At 72.2% G+C, this 19,996-nt stretch carries 17 protein-coding genes, 1 pseudogene and 1 riboswitch; of the genes and pseudogenes, 9 read left to right on the forward strand and 9 right to left on the reverse strand.

Going from position 1 to position 19,996, the window contains the following annotated elements; genetic code table 11:
* Positions 1–19: 19 nt before the first annotated feature.
* Positions 20–929: pseudogene (locus BLR90_RS00005) on the reverse strand (IS5 family transposase).
* A 46-nt stretch (positions 930–975) separates the two neighbouring features.
* On the reverse strand, positions 976–1,620 hold the full coding sequence (locus BLR90_RS00010) for a DUF998 domain-containing protein (RefSeq protein ID WP_091021428.1): 645 nt from the start codon (positions 1,618–1,620) through the stop codon (positions 976–978).
* 52 nt (positions 1,621–1,672) lie between these two features.
* A riboswitch (cobalamin riboswitch) is annotated at positions 1,673–1,814 on the forward strand.
* 82 nt (positions 1,815–1,896) lie between these two features.
* Between BLR90_RS00010 and BLR90_RS00015 the strand changes: the two genes are divergently transcribed.
* Genes BLR90_RS00015 through BLR90_RS00035 form a run of 5 tightly spaced genes read left to right on the forward strand, consistent with a single transcriptional unit; the run spans position 1,897 to position 7,904 of the window.
* The gene (locus tag BLR90_RS00015) at positions 1,897–3,552 is read left to right on the forward strand and encodes a prenyltransferase/squalene oxidase repeat-containing protein (protein ID WP_091021431.1); all 1,656 of its coding nucleotides are present in this window, start codon (positions 1,897–1,899) and stop codon (positions 3,550–3,552) included.
* A gap of 2 nt (positions 3,553–3,554) precedes the next feature.
* The gene (locus tag BLR90_RS00020) at positions 3,555–4,466 is read left to right on the forward strand and encodes a hypothetical protein (protein ID WP_091021433.1); all 912 of its coding nucleotides are present in this window, start codon (positions 3,555–3,557) and stop codon (positions 4,464–4,466) included.
* Positions 4,463–5,539: a CbiQ family ECF transporter T component gene (locus tag BLR90_RS00025; protein WP_091021435.1), complete on the forward strand. Its 1,077-nt coding sequence runs from the start codon at positions 4,463–4,465 to the stop codon at positions 5,537–5,539. The genes BLR90_RS00020 and BLR90_RS00025 overlap by 4 nt, the downstream gene beginning before the upstream one ends.
* Positions 5,536–7,098 carry an ABC transporter ATP-binding protein gene (locus tag BLR90_RS00030; protein ID WP_091021437.1) on the forward strand — a complete coding sequence of 521 codons (1,563 nt, stop codon included), beginning with the start codon at positions 5,536–5,538 and terminating at the stop codon, positions 7,096–7,098. Before BLR90_RS00025 ends, BLR90_RS00030 begins: the two co-directional genes overlap by 4 nt.
* Positions 7,095–7,904 (forward strand): ECF transporter S component, encoded by an 810-nt coding sequence (locus BLR90_RS00035; RefSeq protein WP_091021439.1) that lies wholly within the window; start codon positions 7,095–7,097, stop codon positions 7,902–7,904. The genes BLR90_RS00030 and BLR90_RS00035 overlap by 4 nt, the downstream gene beginning before the upstream one ends.
* Here BLR90_RS00035 and BLR90_RS00040 read toward each other — a convergent pair.
* The 4 genes from BLR90_RS00040 to BLR90_RS00055 form a co-directional block, all read right to left on the reverse strand.
* On the reverse strand, positions 7,901–9,067 hold the full coding sequence (locus BLR90_RS00040) for a PQQ-dependent sugar dehydrogenase (RefSeq protein ID WP_091021441.1): 1,167 nt from the start codon (positions 9,065–9,067) through the stop codon (positions 7,901–7,903). The two genes, BLR90_RS00035 and BLR90_RS00040, sit on opposite strands and share 4 nt — an antisense overlap.
* Before the next feature lies 1 nt (position 9,068).
* A complete protein-coding gene (locus BLR90_RS00045) occupies positions 9,069–9,983 on the reverse strand; it encodes an alpha/beta fold hydrolase (RefSeq protein WP_091021443.1) in 915 nt (304 codons plus the stop codon).
* A gap of 49 nt (positions 9,984–10,032) precedes the next feature.
* A complete protein-coding gene (locus BLR90_RS00050; protein ID WP_091021445.1) occupies positions 10,033–10,251 on the reverse strand; it encodes a hypothetical protein in 219 nt (72 codons plus the stop codon).
* 85 nt (positions 10,252–10,336) lie between these two features.
* A complete protein-coding gene (locus BLR90_RS00055; protein ID WP_245715066.1) occupies positions 10,337–11,218 on the reverse strand; it encodes an EamA family transporter in 882 nt (293 codons plus the stop codon).
* A 62-nt stretch (positions 11,219–11,280) separates the two neighbouring features.
* On the opposite strand from BLR90_RS00055, the gene BLR90_RS00060 reads away from it, so the two are divergent.
* Positions 11,281–12,357 (forward strand): WD40/YVTN/BNR-like repeat-containing protein, encoded by a 1,077-nt coding sequence (locus BLR90_RS00060; protein WP_091021449.1) that lies wholly within the window; start codon positions 11,281–11,283, stop codon positions 12,355–12,357.
* 2 nt (positions 12,358–12,359) lie between these two features.
* Here the strand turns inward: BLR90_RS00060 and BLR90_RS00065 are convergent, their stop codons facing one another.
* Both BLR90_RS00065 and BLR90_RS00070 read right to left on the reverse strand, forming a co-directional pair.
* Positions 12,360–14,972 (reverse strand): glycoside hydrolase family 65 protein, encoded by a 2,613-nt coding sequence (locus BLR90_RS00065; RefSeq protein WP_091021450.1) that lies wholly within the window; start codon positions 14,970–14,972, stop codon positions 12,360–12,362.
* Positions 14,969–15,709, reverse strand: a complete 741-nt coding sequence (locus BLR90_RS00070; RefSeq protein ID WP_091021452.1) for an HAD family hydrolase — start codon at positions 15,707–15,709, stop codon at positions 14,969–14,971. The genes BLR90_RS00065 and BLR90_RS00070 overlap by 4 nt, the downstream gene beginning before the upstream one ends.
* 71 nt (positions 15,710–15,780) lie before the next feature.
* On the opposite strand from BLR90_RS00070, the gene ilvD reads away from it, so the two are divergent.
* From ilvD to BLR90_RS20600, 3 genes are read left to right on the forward strand one after another with little or no spacing between them, the layout of a single operon-like run.
* Entirely contained in the window at positions 15,781–17,472 is a 1,692-nt protein-coding gene (gene ilvD / locus BLR90_RS00075; protein WP_091021454.1) for a dihydroxy-acid dehydratase, read from the forward strand.
* 12 nt (positions 17,473–17,484) lie between these two features.
* Positions 17,485–18,057: a pyridoxamine 5'-phosphate oxidase family protein gene (locus tag BLR90_RS00080; protein ID WP_091021456.1), complete on the forward strand. Its 573-nt coding sequence runs from the start codon at positions 17,485–17,487 to the stop codon at positions 18,055–18,057.
* Positions 18,054–19,091, forward strand: a complete 1,038-nt coding sequence (locus BLR90_RS20600; RefSeq protein ID WP_143016062.1) for a hypothetical protein — start codon at positions 18,054–18,056, stop codon at positions 19,089–19,091. The genes BLR90_RS00080 and BLR90_RS20600 overlap by 4 nt, the downstream gene beginning before the upstream one ends.
* Here the strand turns inward: BLR90_RS20600 and BLR90_RS00095 are convergent.
* Positions 19,078–19,983, reverse strand: coding sequence for an aldose 1-epimerase family protein (locus BLR90_RS00095; RefSeq protein WP_091021462.1), 906 nt, complete (start codon positions 19,981–19,983; stop codon positions 19,078–19,080). The genes BLR90_RS20600 and BLR90_RS00095 overlap by 14 nt on opposite strands.
* Positions 19,984–19,996: the final 13 nt, after the last annotated feature.

Here is a 19,996-nt window from a genome sequence, read left to right on the forward strand (position 1 = left end):
CTAGGGCGCGTCTCCGAAGTCATGCGAGCCAGAGCATGATCGCGGCGAGGACGACCCCGCCTCGATAGATCACTGCGTGCTTGTCGTAGCGCGTCGCGAGGCCGCGCCAGTTCTTCATGTGGTTGAACGCGCGCTCTACGACATTGCGTTGCTTGTAGTCCGAGGCGTTGAAAGCGACAGGTCGCCCGCCGCGCGAGCCCTTGTTCTTACGGTGCCTGATCTGGTCAGAAGGTTCAGGGATCACCGCGACGATTCCCCGCGAGCGCAGGTAGGCCCGGTGGCCTCGTGCGGAGTAGGCCTTGTCGGCGCGGAGCGCCGCAGGTGTAGTCCGTGGCCGGCCTGGTCCGACTCGGGGAACGCGGAGTTCAGCGAGGAGCTTCGGCAAGGCCGGGGAGTCGTTGGCCTGTCCCGGAGTGAGGGCGATAACCAGCGGCAATCCGTTGCCGTCAACCAGGGCGTGGGTCTTGGTCGTCAACCCGCCCCGCGATCGTCCGATCGCGTGATCCTCAGGCTCGACTGCGCGAGGTGCCCGATCCTTGTGATTCGACCCTGCCCCCTGTGTGGGAACTGGGCCCGCCCTGGGACCTCGCAGCGGTCGCGCCGTGCTGATGAACCCGCGCCGAGGTCGAGTCGACAGAGAGTCGCCAGTCGATCTCCCCACGCGCATCAGCCTGAATCTGCAACGCAGTCAGAACCTTGTCCCACGTGCCGTCCGTCGAGAACCGATGGTGACGCTTCCAGACGGTCTGCCACGGGCCGAAGTCCGAAGGAAGATCGCGCCAGGCAACACCGGTCCGGTATCGGTAGATCGCGCCTTCGACGAGCAGGCGATGATCGCGCATCGGCCTGCCCATCGCGCCCTTCACCGGCGGCAGAACTGCCTCGATCTGGTCCCACATCGCATCGCTGAGCACCGCCATCCGCGTCATGCGCTCAGCATCAAGCCCGAAGCCCGCTCAACATTGGAGACACGCCCTAGTCGCGCTGGTCCTCTCGACCCCGGCGCGGGAGCCGTGTCCACGCGTACCCCGCCAGCCCGAGCAGGACGGGCCACAGGGCCAGGCGTTCGAGCGCGCCTGATGCTGGGCCGTCGCCCGTGAGCACGAAGCCGACGGCCGCTGCGCCGGTGACTGCTCCGGTGGTCAGGAGGGCCCGGGCCAGCCGCGGCTGGTCGTCGCGCAGCCGTGCCCCGAGGACGATCAGCGCGATGGGTTGCGCGACGAACAGGGGCGTCGCGGCGAGGGCGTGCAGGGTGACGTCCTGGTCGAGCGGAGCGAGGCCCGTGGCGACCGAGCTCAGCCCGGAGACCACCAGCAGCCCGGTGACCCACGGACCCAGGGGTCGCGAGAGCAGCGCGGCGCCACCGGCCAGCAGCATGCCGAAGCCCACGAACGACCCGTTCATGAGCTCGTGGCGAGGGGAGCAGTACGCCTCCGAGCAACCGACCTCACCGAGTCGGCTGACCGAGTCGGCGAGAAAGCTGTAGCCCCCAGTGGTGGCCGCCGCGACGACGACCTCGGTCGCGATGTACGCGGGCCGGACGAGGAGCGCCACCGCTCCCCAGCGCGCTGCCCTGCCCCGGGTGACCCGGTCGAGTCGTCGTGGTGAGGTGGCTGGCATCAGCTCACCGTAGCCGCGCGTCTCAACGACCGACCGAGGGGACGACTGGTGCGTGCCCCCGGTAAGGTGCGGCCCGGACACTTCATCACGTCCGTAGCAGGGAAAGCCGGTCCGAAGCCGGCGCTGACCCGCAACCGTAGGCCGACCGCTCGGGGTCGGTGAGCCGGAACACCTGCTGCGTGGCGTCCTGATCACTCGCTGTCGAGGACAAGCAGCGGTGGCGCCCCCCAGGCAACAGGTCTGGACGCCTCCGCTGTGTGCAGCGGAGAGGAACTCATGACCCGCCCCCAGAACCACACCGTCATCCGCCGTGCGGTCGGCCTGCTGGCCGTGCCCGCACTGGCACTCGGAACCGTCGTGGCCCTGCCCACGACTCCGGCGTACGCCGCCACCGACCCGGCCCCCGGCGCGGCCGGCGCTGCTTGGCTCGCCGGGCAGTTCACCGACGGCCTGCTGCCGAGCCCGTTCGGCGGCAACGACTACGGGCTGACCATCGACGCCGCGACCTCCCTGGTGCGGGTCGGCCAGCAGCCCGCCACCGTGGCCGCGGCCCGCGACGCCATCGCCAGCAACCTCGAGGCCTACGCCGGCGACTACACCTACACCAGCCCTGACCCGTTCCCCAGCGGCCCGGACGCGACCTTCGCCGGTCACTCGTCCAACGGCGCCGCCAAGGCCGCCGTGTTCGCCACCACCGTGGGCGCCGACCCGACCAGCTTCGGCGGGGTCGACCTGGTCGCCCGTATCGAGTCGTTCGTCGCGGACAGCGGTCCCTACCTCGGCCGACTGTCTGACGAGCCGACCAAGAACGGCGCCCCCGACCCGGCCAACGACTACGCCAACGTGCTGGGCCAGTCCTTCGCCGTGAACGCGCTGGACGTCGCCGGCAGCACCGAGACCGAGGAGGCCACCAACGTCCTGCTCGCCCAGCAGTGTGCCGCGGGCTACTTCACGCTCTACTTCGCACCCCTCGGCCAGGGTTGTGACGACGGCGTCGCCTCGCCGAGCGTCGACGCCACGGCGATCGCACTCACCGCGCTGGCCGGCCAGGCCGACGACACCGACATCCAGGGCGCGATCGCCAACGCCGTCGAGTGGCTGAAGAACCACCAGGCCGCCAACGGCTCGTTCACCGACGGCACCGCCGGCGGCACCGCCAACGCCAACAGCACCGGTCTCGCGGGCTACGCGCTCGGCATCTCCAGCGCTCCCAACGCCGCGGCCGACGCCGCCGCGTGGGTGCGTGCGCACCAGCTGGCCAACGTCGCCAACTGCGTCTACTACTCCGCCGTCGACACGGGTGCGATCGCGTTCGACGACGCGGCTCGCGCCGGTGCCCGGACCGGCCCCGTCTCCGACAGTCTCGACCAGTTCCGTCGTGCCACCGCCCAGGCGCTGCCTGCCCTGTCGTTCACGACGGCGGCCGCGAACCCGCAGCCCGTCTTCACCGCCGAGTACGTCAAGGCCGGAGGCAAGAAGCCGGTCGGTGTGGTGCAGGCCGCTCCGGGTGAGGCGCTGTGCGCCATGCTCGGGGAGCAGTCGGTGCTCGGCTACGCCGACGTGGACGGCGAGGCCAGGCTGCCGGTCCTGATCCCGACCAAGACGGCGACCAGCAAGGTCCGCGTGGCCAACGCCGGCGGCGTGATCGGCACCGTGTCGATCCGCGCGCTCGGCGCCAAGAAGCTGCCGTTCACGCTCAAGGCACCGGTTCCGGCCGGCGCCAGGCAGGTCGTCAGGATCACCGGCCTGGCTCCCGCCGAGAACGTCACCGTCACCTACAAGGGCGAGCGCGTCGCCGCCCGCCAGGCCGGCGCCAACGGCGTGGTGACCGTGCGGTTCCCGGTGGGCAACAAGGTCGGCAAGGCGACGGTCAAGGTCGTGGGCCAGTTCGCCACCCGCACCAACAGCAAGACCTTCACGGTCACCCGCTGATCGTGCGACAGCAACGCACTCTCGGGCGGTTCCTGTCCGCCGCCGCCCTCGTGGCGGCGGCGGCCGGGGCCGGCGTGCCCGCTCCAGCCGCCGCCGCCGGCTGCTCGTCGGCTGAGGGAGTCACCGTCGTCGTCGACTTCAACGAGCTCGGCGGCGGCGTGCCCTCGGTGTGCGACGCCGACGGTGGCGGCAAGAAGGCGTCGACCCTCTTCGAGGACTCCGGCTTCGACCTGTCCTACGCGTCGCGGCAGCCCGGGTTCGTCTGCCGGGTCTCGGGCGTCCCCACCAGCGACCCGTGCGTCAACACCGCCCCCGCCAACGCCTACTGGGGTCTGTGGTGGTCCGACGGCAAGACCGGCAGCTGGTCCTACTCCAGCCTCGGCGCCCAGTCGCTGACCATCCCCGCGGGCGGGTACGTCGCGTTCTCGTGGGACCAGAGCGAGTCGTCGGCCGCTCCGAGCTTCACGCCGGCGGCACACCAGAGCGAGCCGACACCCAGCCAGACGCCGACGCGGACGCCCAACCCGACGACCGGCCCGACGACCGGCCCGACGACCAGCCCGACAGCCAAGCCCACGCCGACGCCGACGCACAGCACGTCCACCCCGGCGCCGCCAAGCGGGTCGTCCTCGGCGAGCCTGCCGGTCGACCCGACCACCGCCGCGACGTCGCCGAGCCCGAGTGACTCCTCCGCGAGCCCGTCGGCCTCCGCGTCGGAGGGCTCCCCGACACCGGGCGCCGCGCCGACCGACGTACCGACGGACCCGGCGGCGGAGGAACAGTACGTCCGGCCCGACGCGGCGGAGCCGGAGAGCGACGGTCTGCCGTCGTTCGTCGCGCCGGCGCTGATCGGCACCGTCTTCGGGGTGGCCGGCATCGTCTTCCTGGTACGCCGGAGGTCTGGCTCGACGTGAGCGCCCGGCTCCCGCGTGACGTGCATCCCGTGGCCTGGTGGCTGTGGGCGATCGGCCTTGCCACGGCGGCCTCGCTCACGACCAACCCCCTGGTCCTGATGCTGCTCATCGGGGTCGCCACGGTGGTGGTCATGGCGCGTCGCTCGGACCAGCCGTGGGCGCGCTCGTTCCGGCTGTACGTCTGGCTAGGGGTCGCGATCGTGGTGCTCCGGGTGGTATTCCGGCTCGTGTTCGGCGGGAGCTACCCCGGCACGGTTCTCTTCGATCTGCCGCGGATCCCCTTGCCCGACTGGGTTCTGGGCGTCTCCCTGCTCGGGCCGGTCACGCTCGAGGCGCTGCTCGCGGGTCTGTACGACGGGCTGCGGCTGGCCACGATCGTGATTTGCATCGGCGCCGCCAACGCGCTCGCCAACCCCAAGCGGCTGCTCCGCTCGGTGCCGCCGGCGCTCTACGAGATCGGCACCGCGCTGGTGGTGGCCGTGACCGTGCTGCCGCAGTTCGCCGACAGCGTGCGCCGGGTGCGCGCGGCACAGTCGCTGCGGGCGGGGGAGACCGGCCGGGTGCGGCGGCTGCGCCGGTTCGTCGTACCCGTCATGGAGGACGCCCTCGAGCGCTCCCTCGCCCTGGCCGCCGGGATGGACGCCCGCGGCTACGGCCGCGCCGCCGGGCTCACCGCCGCCCAGCGCCGGACGACGGGCGCGCTGATGCTGGCCGGCCTGTGCGGGGTCTGTGTCGGCGTCTACGCGCTGCTCGACCTCACTGCCCCGCGCTTCCTGGCGCTGCCGATGCTCGGGCTCGGGGTGGTGGTGGCGGTCGCCGGCCTGGTGAGCGCCGGACGACGGGTCGAGCGCACGCGCTACCGGCCCGACCGCTGGCGCTGGCCCGAGCTCGCCGTGGTCGCCTCGGGCGTCGCGGTCGGCGTCGTCGGCTGGTGGGTCAACGGCCACCAGCTGCTCATCGCCTACCCCGACCTCTCGACGGCGCCGGAGATCAGCATGGTCGCGCTGGTCGGCGGCCTACTCGGCGCGGCCGCCGCGGCCGCCGCACCGCCTCCCCGGGAGGTGGCGGCGTGATCGAGCTGCGCGACATCACGTTCGGCTACGACGAGCGCCCGGTGCTCGCCGGCGTCGACCTGACGATCGACGACGGCGAGCTGGTGCTCGTCTCCGGCCCCACCGGTGTCGGCAAGTCCACCTTGCTGGGCGTCGTGACCGGCCTGGTGCCGCGCTTCAGCGGCGGCACCCTCAGCGGCGACCTGCTGCTCGACGGCGTCTCGATCCTGCGTACGGCGCCGCGTGACCGCGCCCACGTCGTCGGGTACGTCGGTCAGGACCCCGCCGCGGGGTTCGTCACCGACACCGTCGAGGAGGAGCTCGCCTACGGCATGGAGCAGCTCGGGCTGGCGCCCGAGAGCATGCGCCGCCGGGTCGAGGAGACCCTCGACCTGCTCGGCATCGCCGAGCTGCGCCACCGCGACCTGCGTACCCTCTCGGGCGGCCAGCAGCAGCGGGTCGCGATCGGCTCGGTGCTCACCACGCACCCCCGTCTGCTCGTGCTCGACGAGCCGACCTCCGCCCTCGACCCGACCGCCGCCGAGGACGTCCTGGCCACCCTCACCCGGCTGGTGCACGACCTCGGCGTCTCCGTGCTGGTCGCCGAGCACCGACTCGAGCGGGTGGTCCCGTTCGCCGACCGGATGTGCCTGCTCACCGGCGACGGCCGGGTCCAGGTCGGCACCCCGGCCGAGCTGCTCGCGCACTCGCCCGTGGTGCCCCCGATCGTCGACCTCGGCCGCGCCGCCGGCTGGGACCCGCTGCCGCTCACCGTGCGCGAGGCGCGCCGCGAGGCGCGCGCGCTCGACCTCACCCCGCCGCCGCAGCCCACGCTGGTCGCGGCGCCGGCCGCCCTGACCGCTCGGAGGGTCACCGTCAGCCACGGCCACACGGTCGCCGTCCGCGAGCTCGACCTCACCCTGGGCGCCGGCCTCGTCACCGCGCTGATGGGCCGCAACGGCTCGGGGAAGTCGTCGCTGCTGTGGGCGCTCCAGGGCACCGGCCGGCGCCAGCACGGCTCGATCACCACGAGTGACGCCGACCCGGCGCGGCTCGAGGCGGCGCAGCGTCGCAACGTGGTCGGGCTGCTCCCGCAGAACGCCTCTGACCTGCTCTACCTCGAGACCGTCGACGAGGAGTGCGCGGCCGGTGGAGCGGGCACCCGCGCGATCCTCGACCGGCTGGTGCCGGGCATCCCCGGCGACAGCCACCCCCGCGACCTCTCCGAGGGACAGCGGCTGGCGCTCGCCCTCGCGCTGGTGCTGGTCGCGCGCCCGCACGTCGTACTCCTCGACGAGCCCACCCGCGGTCTCGACTACGCCGCCAAGCGCTCGCTGTCCGGCATCCTGCGCGCGCTCGCCGACGACGGCCACGCGGTGCTGGTGGCCACCCACGACGTGGAGTTCACGGCCCTGGCCGCCGACGAGGTCGTGGTCATGGCCGAGGGCGAGGTGGTCTCCTCGGGTCCGGTACGACGGGTGGTCGCCGAGTCGCCCGCCTTCGCGCCGCAGGTGACCAAGGTGCTCGGCGCCCCCTGGCTGCTGGTCGACGAGGTCGTCGCCGCCCTGGAGACCGCATGACCAGGGCCGCCGTACCGCTGTCCCCGCGCTCCGCGGCCGTACTGGGCGTGGCCTCGCTCGGTGGCCTGATGATGCTGTGCTGGCCATTGCTCCTCAAGGTCCCCGAGGACACCCGGGTCGACCCGCCGTTCCTGTTCCTCGCCCTGCTCCCGATCGTGATCGCCGTGGTGCTCGCCGAGCTCAGCGAGGGCGGCATGGACGCGCGGGTGCTGGCCATCCTCGGCGTGCTCAGCGCCCTCAACGCGATCCTCCGCACGGTCTCCGCCGGCACCGCGGGCGTGGAGTTCGTGTTCTTCCTGCTGATCCTCGGCGGCCGGGTGTTCGGCGCCGGGTTCGGGTTCGTGCTGGGCTGCACGTCGCTGTTCGCCTCGGCCCTGATGACCGCCGGCGTCGGCCCCTGGCTGCCGTTCCAGATGCTCGTGTCGGCCTGGATCGGGATGGGCGCCGGGCTGCTGCCGAAACGGTTCACGGGCCGCGCCGAGATCGCCCTGCTGGTGGTCTACGGCGTATTCGCCGCCTACGCGTTCGGGCTGCTCATGAACCTGTCGGGCTGGCCGTTCCTGCTCGGCGTCCAGGTGCCCGGTCACGAGGGCGCGCTGTCCTACGTCGCGGGCGCGCCGCTGCTCGACAACCTGCGGACGTTCGCGACGTACACGCTGATCACCTCCACCGGCAGCTTCGACACCGGCCGCGCGATCACCAACACCGTCGCGCTCGTCGTGCTCGGCCCCGCGATCCTGACCACGCTGCGCCGGGCCGCCAAGCGGGCGACGGTGACGGCCGTGGCCGGCACGCCAGCGGCCTAGGGCTGCACCAGCAGGATCTTGTCGTCACCGGGGCCGGGGTCGCCACGGGTGTCGCGGTTGCTGGTCATCACCCAGAGCTCACCGTCGGGCGTGACGGCGACGGTGCGCATCCGGCCGTAGTCGCCGATGAAGAAGCCCTGCGGGTCGACCGCGCGGTTGCCGTCGACCTCGACCCGCCAGAGCCGCTCGCCCTTGAGCGCGGCCATCCAGAGGTAGCCGTCGAGGAAGGCGAGGCCGGAGGGGGAGGAGTCGTCGGGGTGCCACACCTGCTGGGGGTCGACGAAGCCCTGGCGCTCGCCGCCGGTGCCCTCGACCGCGGGCCAGCCGTAGTTCTCGCCCTTGGTGATCCGGTTGAGCTCGTCGAACTCGTCCTGCCCGAACTCCGAGGCCCACAGCACGCCGGCGTCGTCGAAGGCCAGGCCCTGCACGTTGCGGTGGCCCCACGACCAGACGGGCGTGCCGAAGGGGTTGCCCTTGGCCGGCTTGCCCTCGGTCGTGATCCGCAGGATCTTGCCGGCCAGGCCACCACGCTCCTGGGCGAGCAAGCCGGTGCCGGTCTCGCCGGTGGAGACGTAGAGGAAGCCGTCGGGGCCGAACTCCAGGCGTCCGCCGTCGTGGATGTAGCCGTTGGGGATGCCGGTCAGGACCGGCCGCACCTTGCCGAGCCGGTTGCCCTCGAGCCGCGCCCGCACGACCCGGTTGTCGTCGGCGGTGCTGACGTAGAAGTAGAGGAGGCGGTCGGTGTCGAACTTCGGCGAGACGGCGACGCCGAGCAGGCCGGCCTCGCCCTCCGGAGCCGCGATGTCGATCGTGCCGACCTCGACGACCTCGTGGTCGGGTCCCTTGACCAGCAGCACCCGGCGGGTGTCGCGCTCGGTGACCACGGCGTCACCGTCGGGCAGGAAGTCCAGGCCCCACGGGGCAGCCAGGCCGATCGCGATTTCCTCGAGCACCTGCGGCTCGCCGGTGCCCGGGTCGTCGGTCGGCGAGGTGGACGGGGCCCCGGACGGCGAACCCGACGACGACGGAGCCACGGGTACGCCGGAGCCCTGCGGCTCGGCGGGCGGGGTGCCGGTGATCGTCACCTCGCTCTCGTTGCCGCCCTGGGAGCACGCGCCCAGGAGGAGCAGCGGCACGACTGCGGCGATGGCGAGCCGGCGCACGTCAGCCCACCCGCGCCAGGAACTCCACCAGCAGCTGGTGCACGACGGCCGGCTGCTCCATCTGGATGAAGTGGGTGCCCCGCAGCTCGGAGTAGGAGGCGTCGCGCACCCGGTGGGCCGCGGTGGCCATGTCGCGGGCGCCGGCGAGGATGTCGTAGGTGCCGGCGACGAACGCGCACGGCACGGTGACCCGGCTCAGCGGGACCCGAGCGTGGCGCGACGTGCTGAGCGCGAGCTGCATGTACCAGCCGATCGGGGTCGTGAGGAACTCGCTGACCGCGAGCGCCGCGAGGTCGGGGTCGGGCACGCGGAACATGAACCCGGTGCGGCTCAGCAGGTCGATCGCGCGCGGCCCGATCGGCAGCCGTGACGCGATCGGGGTCAGTGCCCACCCGCCGTACCTGAGCCCGCGGGTGATGTTGACCGCGATCGCCCGGGCGACCGGGTGGGGCAGCCGCAGCGGCCCGAGCATGGTGGCGAAGGTGTCTCCCGGGACGCCGGCCACGGCGAAGAGCCCGCGCACCCGCTCGGGGTTGCGCACCGCCATCTCGAACATCGTGTTGACGCCCATCGACCAGCCCATCAGCACCGCGTTGTCGATGCCGAAGTGGTCCATCACCGAGAGGCCGTCCTCGACGAAGTGCTCGATCTCGATGTGGCTGGGGTCGGCCGGCCGGTCGGAGCCGCCGGTGCCCCGGTGGTTCCACGAGACGACCCGTACGCCGCAGTCGGGCCGGAGCAGTGCCGGCCACGCGAAGGGGCCGGTGCCGAGCCCGTTGCAGAGCACGACGGTGGGGCCGTCGATGAGCCCGTCGGGGTCGTTGGTCCAGGCGCGCAGCACGGTTCCGTCGTCGGACAGGACGTCGTGGTAGACGAGCGAGGCGGCGGTGGCGGCCCGCGCGGGGGAGGTCGGCATGGACAGATTGTGCCCCAGACCTCCGCAGAGACAGAGGACCGTCGCCCGCTCAGCCGTGCGCGGCCCTCGCGTCGGCCCTCGTGTCGGTGGCCGCGGCCGAGGCGGCGTACAGGGCGGTGAAGAACTCGTCGACGTCCTCACGCTCGGCCCGGCGCTGGGCGCACTCGGTGGCGGCGAGCATCGCGTTGTGGCGGGCCCGCTGCTGCGAGTCCACGGCCCAGCGGTGCACGGCGTCGGCGAGGACGGGCGGGGCGAACGAGGCGATCATGGCGACTCCCGAGGGTGGCTGCGTCTGCCTGACGCTAGCCAGCCGGCGAGACGGGGGCGTCTCCGTCGCGTGACATCTGGGTGAACTAGTCCGGGACCGGCTCCGCGATCGTGCTGCCAGAGCGGGTGGCCCCGATGCTGGCGACGACCACGCAGGCCATCGCGACCAGCTGGAGCGGGGTGAGCAGCTCGTGCAGGACCAGCAGGCCGGCGAGGGCGGCCGCGGCCGGCTCCAGGCTCATCAGGACCCCGAACACGGCGGGCCGCAGCGACCGCAGCGCGACCAGCTCGCAGGTGTAGGGGATCACCGAGCTGAGCAGCCCCACGGCCGCGCCGAGGAGCAGGATGCGGGGGTCGCCCAGCGCCGAGCTGCCGGCGTGGAGCGCGAACGGCGTCAGCATCAACGTGGCCACGATGCTGGCCAGCGTCAGCCCGTCGAAGCCTGGCCACCGGCGCCCGGTCTGCGCACTCAGCAGGATGTACGACGCCCACGCGGCGCCGGCGACCACGGCGAAGGCCACGCCGGCCACCGACAGGTCGGTGCGCTCGAAGCCGAGCAGCAGCACCCCGGCGGCGGCCAGCCCGACCCACACCAGGTCCCGGGCGCGCCGCGAGCCCAGCACCGCGAGGGTCAGCGGGCCCACGAACTCGATGGTGACGGCAATGCCGAGGGGGATCCGGGCGAAGGCCTGGTAGATCGCCCAGTTCATGACCCCGAGGCTCAGCCCGAAGCCGAGCACCACGAGCCAGTCGTCGCGGCTGCGGCCGCGCAGCGCCGGGCGGGCCAGCAGCGACAGGATGACCGCGCTGGTCACGAGCCTCAGCCACACGATCATGGTGGGTGAGATCTCGTCGAAGAGGCTCTTGGCGACCCCGGCCCCGAACTGCACGGACAGGATGCCGACCAGCACCAGCCAGATCGGTGAGACGACCAGCCGCGGCCGCACCGATGAGTTGGGACTGGTCACCGGGTCAATGTAGGAGAACAGTTGGCTCGAACCAGACACGGGCATGGACAAGGGAGTCACGCATGGGCACGGTGCTATTGGTCGGGACCCGCAAGGGTCTGTGGGTCGGCAGGTCGGACGACGAGCGTGTGGACTGGGACTTCACCGGTCCTCACCACGACATGGAGGAGGTCTACTCCTGCATGGTCGACGGCCGCGGTGAGTCGCCACGGCTCTACGCGGGCTCCTCGTCGATGTGGCTCGGACCGCAGGTGCGCTGGTCCGACGACCTCGGCGGGACCTGGCAGGAGGGCACCGGTGTGCGGTTCCCGGAGCAGTACGACGCCTCCGTCGAGCGGGTCTGGCAGCTCGCCCCGGGCACCGAGCCCGGCGTGGTCTGGGCCGGCACCGAGCCCGGAGCCGTGTGGCGCTCGACCGACAGCGGCCAGAGCTTCGCGCTGGAGGAGGCACTCTGGAACCACCCGCAGCGCCCCGAGTGGGGCGCCGGCTTCGGCGGCCAGGCCTTCCACACGATCCTCCCGCACCCGACCGACCCCGAGTCGGTGACGGTCGCGATCTCCACGGGCGGCGTCTACCAGACCACCGACGGCGGTGGCTCCTGGACGGCGCGCAACCAGGGCATCCGCGCGGAGTTCCTGCCCGAGGGCCAGCAGTACCCCAAGTTCGGGCAGTGCGTCCACAAGGTGACCCGGCACCCGTCGCGGCCCGAGCGGCTCTACCTCCAGAACCACGGCGGGGTCTACCGCTCCGACGACGAGGGCGGCTCCTGGACCTACATCGGCGACGGTCTGTCCTCCGACTTCGGCTTCCCGGTCGTCGTGCACCCGCACGAGCCGGACACGATCTTCGTGTTCCCGATCGGCGCCGGCGACGGCCGCTACCCGCCAGGCGCCAAGGCGCGGGTCTACCGCTCCCGCGACGCCGGCGACAGCTGGGAGGAGCTGGGCAGCGGGCTGCCCGACGACTTCTACGTCGGCGTCATGCGTGACGCGATGACCGCCGACGGCCACGACTCGGCCGGTCTGTACGTCGGGGCGCGCAACGGCGCCGTCTGGGGCTCGGCCGACGCCGGCGACAGCTGGCGCCAGCTGGTCTGCAACCTGCCCGACGTGCTGGTGGTGCGCGCCGCGAAGATCTGAGATCAGTTCTGGAGGACGTGCGTCCCCATCGGCGGCGGGTCGGGGGGCAGCATCTCCTCGTCGGCGTCCTCGTCGAACACGATCGGCTCCGGGACGCCGGCGGTGATCTGGGTGCCGTCGGCGCGGTGGCCCCCGACCAGCGGCCGGTAGCCGAGGTCGCCGTCGATCCGGGCGCCGTGGCCGTCCAGCTCGAGCTCGAGCGGATGCCCCGGCCGGACGACGTACTGCTTGCCGTGCACGCGGAGCGCCACGCGGTCCGACTGCGCGACCGCGAGGCCGTCGGGCTCCGCGGTCACCTCCTCGCCGGGCTCGTGGTTGAGGCCGTCGACCGTGACCCGAAGCCGGTGGGGGCTGACCTCGACGTGCATCCGGCAGCCGCGCCAGGTCAGCGGGAACCGGATCGCACTCCAGCCGTCCGGCAGCCGGGGGTCGAAGGTGAGCTCCGCGCCGTAGGCACGCATGCCGGCGAAGCCGAACACGAGCGCGCTCCAGACGCCGCCCGCCGACGCGACGTGCAGCCCGTCGACGGTGTTGCCGTGGAGGTTGGCGAGGTCGACGTAGAGCGCCGCCCGGAAGTAGTCGAGCGCCTCGTCGTGGTAGCCGACCTCGGCCGCCATGATCGCCTGCGCGACGGCCGACAGTGTCGAGTCACCGGTGGTGATCGGGTCGTAGTACTCGAAGTCGGCCCGCTTCTCCTCCTGGGTGAAGCGGTCGCCGTGCAGGACCAGGGCCATCACCACGTCGGCCTGCTTCAGCACCTGGAAGCGGTAGATCACCAGCGGGTGGTAGTGCAGCATTAGCGGCCGGTTCTCCTCGGGGGTGCGGGAGAGGTCCCACACCTCGCGGTCGAGGAAGAAGTCGTCCTGCGGGTGGATGCCGAGGCCCTCGTCGAAGGGGATGTGCATGCCGACGGCGCAGGCCCGCCACTCCTCGATCTCCTCCGGGCCGACGCCGAGGCGGTGCACGAGCTGGGAGTACTCGACGGGGTGGTGGTCGCGGATCAGCTCGACCGTGGCGACGGCCTGCTCGAGGTTGAAGCGCGCCATCACGTTGGTGAACAGGTTGTTGTTGACGACGGTCGTGTACTCGTCGGGTCCGGTGACGCCGTGGATGTGGAATGACCGCTCGCCGTTGCTGCGCCAGAAGCCGAGGTCGGCCCACATCCGCGCGGTCTCGACGAGGACGTCGACCCCGTCACGCAGGAGGAAACCCAGGTCGCCGGAGCCGGCGACGTACTGCATCAGGGCGTAGACGATGTCGGCGTCGATGTGCACCTGGGCGCTGCCGGCGGCGTAGTAGGCCGAGGCCTCCTCGCCGTTGATGGTGCGCCAGGGGTAGAGCGCGCCGCTCTGGGCCATCTCGCGGGCGCGGGTGCGCGCGGCCGGGAGCATCCGGGTGCGGAAGTGCAGCAGGTTGCGGGCCAGGTGGGGTTGTGTGTACGTCAGGAACGGCGCGACGTAGATCTCGGAGTCCCAGAAGTAGTGGCCCTCGTAGCCGGAGCCGGAGACGCCCTTCGCGGGCACCCCCTGCTGGTCGGCGCGCGCGGTCGACTGCGCGAGCGTGAACAGGTTGAAGCGGATCGCCTGCTGCTGGGCGTCGTCGCCCGGCACGTCGACGCCGGCGTGGCGCCAGAACCGCTCGTACCACTCGCGCTGCTCTTCGAGGTAGTGGTCGACGCCGCGCCTTCCGGCGCGGTCGAGCGTGCGGTCGCAGCGGTCGGACAGCTCGCGCACGGGGACGCCGCGTGAGGAGTGGTAGGCGACGAGCTTCTCGAGGCGGACCGTCCCGCCCTCGGTCGCCTCGACCCGGACGACGAGCTTGGTGAGGTCCTCGTGCTGGCGGACGACCATCTCGTGCTCGTCGTCGGTCGTGAGGTGGTGGTCGGCCGCGACCGCGATCGTCATCTGGGAGTTGGCGCAGCGGTAGCCGAGCATCATCCGGTCCTCGCGGGCGTAGTGCGTCTCGGGCACCAGCACCCGCCCCTCGAACGCCGCCGCCTTGCGGGGGTCGCCGGCCTCGCCCATGGCGGCCTCGGGGACGTGGTACTCGTCCTCGCCGTCCTGCCGGTTGAGCACCTGCGAGGAGATGACCAGGGGAGCGTCGCCCTCGAGCATGGTCACCTCGAGGGTCATCACCGCGAGGTGGCGCTGGGTCATGGACACCATGCGCGTCGAGTCGATCCGCACCCGTTTGCCCGACGGCGTCCGCCAGATCAGGTTGCGCCGCAGCACCCCGTCACGGAAATCGAGGGTGCGCTCGTAGTGCTCGAGGTCGGCGGTGCCGAGGATGAGCGGCTCGTCGTCGACGTACAGCTTGAGCAGCTTGGCGTCGGGTGCGTTGACGATCGTCTGGCCGGTGCGGGCGAAGCCGTACGCCGTCTCGGCGTGCCGGATGGGCCAGGTCTCGTGGAAGCCGTTGACGAAGGTGCCGTGCGCGAAGGCGTCGCGGCCCTCCTCGGGGTTGCCGCGCATGCCGAGGTAGCCGTTGGCCACCGTGAACAGGGTCTCGGTGACACCGAGGTCCTCGGCCCGGTGGGCGCACTCGACGAGCCGCCACGGGTCGACCGGGAACCGGCCGCGGTCCATCGGGTCCGCGTCGACCGGCCTGCGCTTCATGGGAGGGTCTCCGCGAGGTCGGAGACCACCAGGTCGGCACCCGCCTCGGTCAGGACCTCGTGCCCCGCGCCGCGGTCGACGCCGATGACCAGGCCGAAGCTGCCCGCCCGGCCGGCGCGTACGCCGGACACGGCGTCCTCGAGCACCACCGACGTGGCGGCCGTGGCGCCCAGGACCTCCGCAGCGTGCAGGAACGTGTCGGGTGCCGGCTTGCCGGGCAGGCCGAGCTCCTTGGCCACCTTGCCGTCGACCACGGTCTTGAACCGGTCGGCCAGTCCGGCGGCCGCGAGGACCGAGGGTGCGTTGGCCGAGGACGAGACCACCGCGAGGGGCAGGCCCAGCTGGTGCAGGTGGTCGAGGAGGGCGACGGAGCCGGGGTAGGCCACGACGCCGTCGCGCGCGAGGACCTCGTTGAACGCGTCGTTCTTGCGGTTGCCCAGGCCCTTGACGCTCTGCTCGGTGCCGGGGTCGGTGTCGGCGCCCTCGGGGAGCTCGATCCCGCGAGAGGTCAGGAAGTCGCGGACGCCGTCGTAGCGCGGCTTGCCGTCGACGTGCGCGAAGTAGTCCGCGTCGGTGTACGGGCTGGTGTCGCCGCTGCCGTCGTAGGAGCCGAGGAAGCCGTTGAACATCTCGGCCCACGCCCGCATGTGCACCTCGGCGGTCGGGGTCACGACCCCGTCGAGATCGAAGAGGATCGCGTCGTAGTCGGTCCAGGGGACGACGTGCGATGCGCTCATGGGTTCAGGCTAGGGGGAGGCGGTCTGAGATGCCGAGTTACCGGCTCCCCGGGCACCACTAGGCTCGCCCCATGAGCGAGTCCGACAAGCCCGATCTGAAGCCCCGTTCGCGCGACGTCACCGACGGTCTCGAGAAGGCCGCCTCGCGAGGCATGCTGCGGGCCGTCGGCATGGGCGACGACGACTGGGAGAAGCCCCAGATCGGCGTCGCCTCGAGCTGGAACGAGATCACCCCCTGCAACCTCTCGCTGGACCGGCTGGCCAAGGCGGTCAAGAACGGCGTGCACGCGGCCGGCGGCTACCCGCTGGAGTTCGGCACCATCTCGGTCTCCGACGGCATCTCCATGGGCCACGAGGGCATGCACTTCTCGCTGGTGTCGCGCGAGGTCATCGCCGACTCGGTCGAGACCGTGATGATGGCCGAGCGGCTCGACGGCTCGGTGCTGCTCGCCGGCTGTGACAAGTCGCTGCCCGGCATGCTGATGGCCGCGGCCCGGCTCGACCTGGCCAGTGTCTTCCTCTACGCCGGCTCGATCATGCCCGGCCAGGTCGACGGCCAGGACGTGACGATCATCGACGCCTTCGAGGCGATCGGGGCCTGCCTGGCGGGCAAGATGTCGCGCGAGCAGGTCGACAAGATCGAGCGCGCGATCTGTCCCGGTGAGGGCGCCTGCGGCGGCATGTACACCGCCAACACGATGGCCGCCGTCGGCGAGGCACTCGGCATGTCGCTGCCCGGCTCCGCCGCCCCGCCGGCCGTCGACCGCCGCCGCGACGGGTTCGCTCACCGCTCCGGCGAGGCCGTGGTCGGGATGCTCCGCAAGGGGATCACCGCTCGCCAGATCATGACCCTCGAGGCGTTCGAGAACGCGATCACCGTCGTGATGGCCCTCGGCGGCTCCACCAACGCCGTGCTGCACCTGCTCGCGATCGCCCGCGAGGCCGAGGTCGACCTGACCCTCGACGACTTCAACCGGATCGGCGACAAGGTCCCGCACCTCGGCGACCTCAAGCCCTTCGGCAAGTACGTCATGAACGACGTCGACAAGGTCGGCGGCATCCCGATGGTGATGAAGGCGCTGCTCGACGCCGGGCTCATGCACGGCGACTGCCTCACCGTGACCGGCAAGACGATGGCCGAGAACCTCGCCGAGATCGCCCCGCCCGCCGTCGACGACGACGTGATCCGCGACCTCGGCCGCCCCATCCACAAGACCGGCGGCATCACCATCCTCAAGGGCTCGCTGGCCCCCGAGGGTGCGGTTGTCAAGAGCGCCGGCTTCGACGACTCCGTCTTCACCGGCACCGCGCGCGTCTTCGACGGCGAACGCGCCGCGATGGACGCGCTCGCGGCCGGCCAGATCCAGCACCAGGACGTCGTCGTCATCCGCTACGAGGGCCCCAAGGGCGGTCCCGGCATGCGCGAGATGCTCGCGATCACCGGCGCGATCAAGGGCGCCGGTCTCGGCAAGGACGTGCTGCTGCTCACCGACGGCCGTTTCTCCGGTGGTACGACGGGCCTGTGCGTCGGCCACGTCGCCCCCGAGGCCGTCGACGGTGGCCCGATCGCGTTCGTGCGCGACGGCGACCAGATCACCCTCGACGTGCTCAACCGCACATTGGACGTGATGCCGGGCTCTGCCGAGGACTGGGAGGAGCGCAAGGTGGGCTGGGAGCCGCGCGCCCCCAAGTACACCAAGGGTGTGCTCGGCAAGTACGCCAAGATGGTGCAGTCCGCCGCCCACGGCGCCGTCACCGGCTGATGGGCTCCTGACGTGGGCAAGGTCCACGACGGGATCACGGGGCGCGTCCGGGCGTTCGTCGAGGCGCAGCCGGTGTTCTTCGTCGCCACCGCGCCCTCGGGCGACGGCGGGCACGTCAACGTCTCGCCGAAGGGGCTCGCCGACACGTTCGTGGTCGTCGACGAGCACACGGTCGCCTACCTCGACCTGACGGCCAGCGGGGCGGAGACGATCGCGCACCTGCGCCAGAACGGCCGGGTCACCGTGATGTTCTGCTCCTTCGAGGCCAAGCCCAACGTCGTGCGGCTCTACGGGCGCGGCCGGGTGGTGGGGCTCTACGACGAGGACTTCGCGGACTGGGCGGCGCGGTTCCCCGCGAACCCGGCGGCGCGCGCCGTGATCGTGGTCGACGTCGAGCGGGTCAGCGACTCCTGCGGCTACGCGCTGCCGCTCATGACGCTGGACGAGGAGCGCGACCTGCTCACGCCCAACATGGAGCGCCGCGGTGCCGAGGGCGTCGTCGAGTACCGACGGCTCAAGAACCGCACCAGCATCGACGGGATCCCCGCCTTCGACGACGACCCCGGCCCGGTGTCCGGCGCGTGAGCGCGCCACAGCCCGATCGCAGCGGCCCGGCCGTCTTCCTGGTGCTGCTGGTGATGGCGGCGCTGATCGTCGTGGCCTGGGGGGCCAGGAACCCGGCCCACACCCCGACCGCCCAGCCCGCCGACGAGCCCGTCGACGAGCCGTCGGCCACCGTGGCCCCGCCGTCGAGCCCCACGCCCAACCCGACGCCGACCCCGACACCGACCCCCACGCCGACCGACGTACCCCCGCTGCCGGAGACCCAGGACGCCACGCTGCCCGGCGGGCGCTACCGCGTCTTCGCGGGCAACCACTTCCTGGTCGCCTACTACGGCACCGCCGGCACCGGCGCCCTCGGCGTGCTCGGCGAGACCTCACCGAACCAGATGACGCGCCGGCTCGCCCGCGCCGCCGAGCCGTTCGCGCGGCCGGGGCAGCCGGTGCAGCCCGTCTACGAGCTGATCGTCACGGTCGCCGACCGGGCTCCGGGACCCGACGGTGACTACAGCCACGACATCGACCACGACGCCGTACGCCGCTACGTCGCGGCCGCCCACCGGCACGGCGCCCTGCTCCTGCTGGACATCCAGCCCGGCCGGTCGGACTTCCTCGACGTGGCGAAGCGCTGGGAGTGGGCGCTGCGCCACCCCAACGTCGGTCTCGCACTCGACCCCGAGTGGCGGGTCGGCCGACGCCAGGTGCCCGCCGGGGTCATCGGCTCGGTGGGCGCGGCCGAGGTCAACAGCGTGTCCTCCTGGCTCTCGGACCTGACGGTCGCCCACGACCTCCCCGAGAAGCTGTTCGTGCTCCACCAGTTCCGCACCGCAATGATCGACAACGTCGACCGGATCCGGCAGCGACCGCGGCTCGCCCTGGTCCAGCACGTCGACGGGTTCGGCACCCGCGCGCAGAAGCTCGCGACGTACGGCGTGGTCGCCCGCCCCCACCAGTTCACGATGGGCTTCAAGCTGTTCTACGACGAGGACGTCAACCGGATGGGCCCGCCCGAGGTGCACCGGATCCGTCCTCCGGTGAGGTTCGTCAGCTTCCAGTGATCCGGAAGCTCCCGCGGTGGGTGTCGCCGGGCTCGAGCACGACCAGGTCGGTGCCGGAGCCGAAGGCGTCGGGCGGGCAGGTCATCGGCTCGACCGCGAGCGACTCGCGCGCCCGCGCGCCGTGGTCGTCGGCGGTGAAGGCGTGGAGCCAGGGGAACGTCGCGGGGTCGGACACCAGCCGGACCTCACGCCCCGACGCGGGGTCGCGCAGCACGACCGTCACCTCGTCGTCGGTCGGGTCGAGCGCGGTGAACGGGTGGTCGATCTGGGTGGCGCCGATCGCGCGTGGGCTGCGGAAGTCGAGCTCGGTGCCGGCGACCGGCTCCGCCGCGCCCGGGTGGCCGCGCTCGTCCATGGGGGCGTAGGACGACGCGGGCAGCGTGAGCTCGCACTCGTCGAGCCGGCGCCCGACGGTGAGGTAGGGGTGGTGTCCGGTGCCGTACGGCGCCCGTGCGGCGCCGACGTTGGTCGCCTCGACCGTGACCCGCAGGCCGCCGTCGCCGAGGTCGTAGGTGACCGTCAGGTCGAGGCTGGTGGGGTAGCCCGGCCGGGCCGGCAGGGTGCACGTCAGCACGGCCCGGCTGTCGCTGTGCGCCGTGACGGCCCAGACCACCCAGCCGGCCAGTCCGTGCAGGGCGTTGCCCCGGGCGACCTCGTCGATCGGCAGCTGGTGCTCGACCCCGTCGAACGCGTAGCGGCCGTCGGCGACGCGGTTGGGCCAGGGCGCGAGAACCCAGCCCCGGTAGGCGGGACAGGCCTCACCGGCCGGCCAGCCGGCCACCAGGTCGACCCCGTCACGGGTGAGCGTGCGAAGCGCGGCGCCGACGGTCACGACCTCGGCCCGGAACGGAGGGTGGTGGAGTGCCAGAACCTGGCCGGCCGGGTCGCGCATGACCTCACTCTGG

Origin of the sequence: Nocardioides szechwanensis (assembly GCF_900103935.1) — a bacterium.
Classification (GTDB): domain Bacteria; phylum Actinomycetota; class Actinomycetes; order Propionibacteriales; family Nocardioidaceae; genus Nocardioides; species Nocardioides szechwanensis.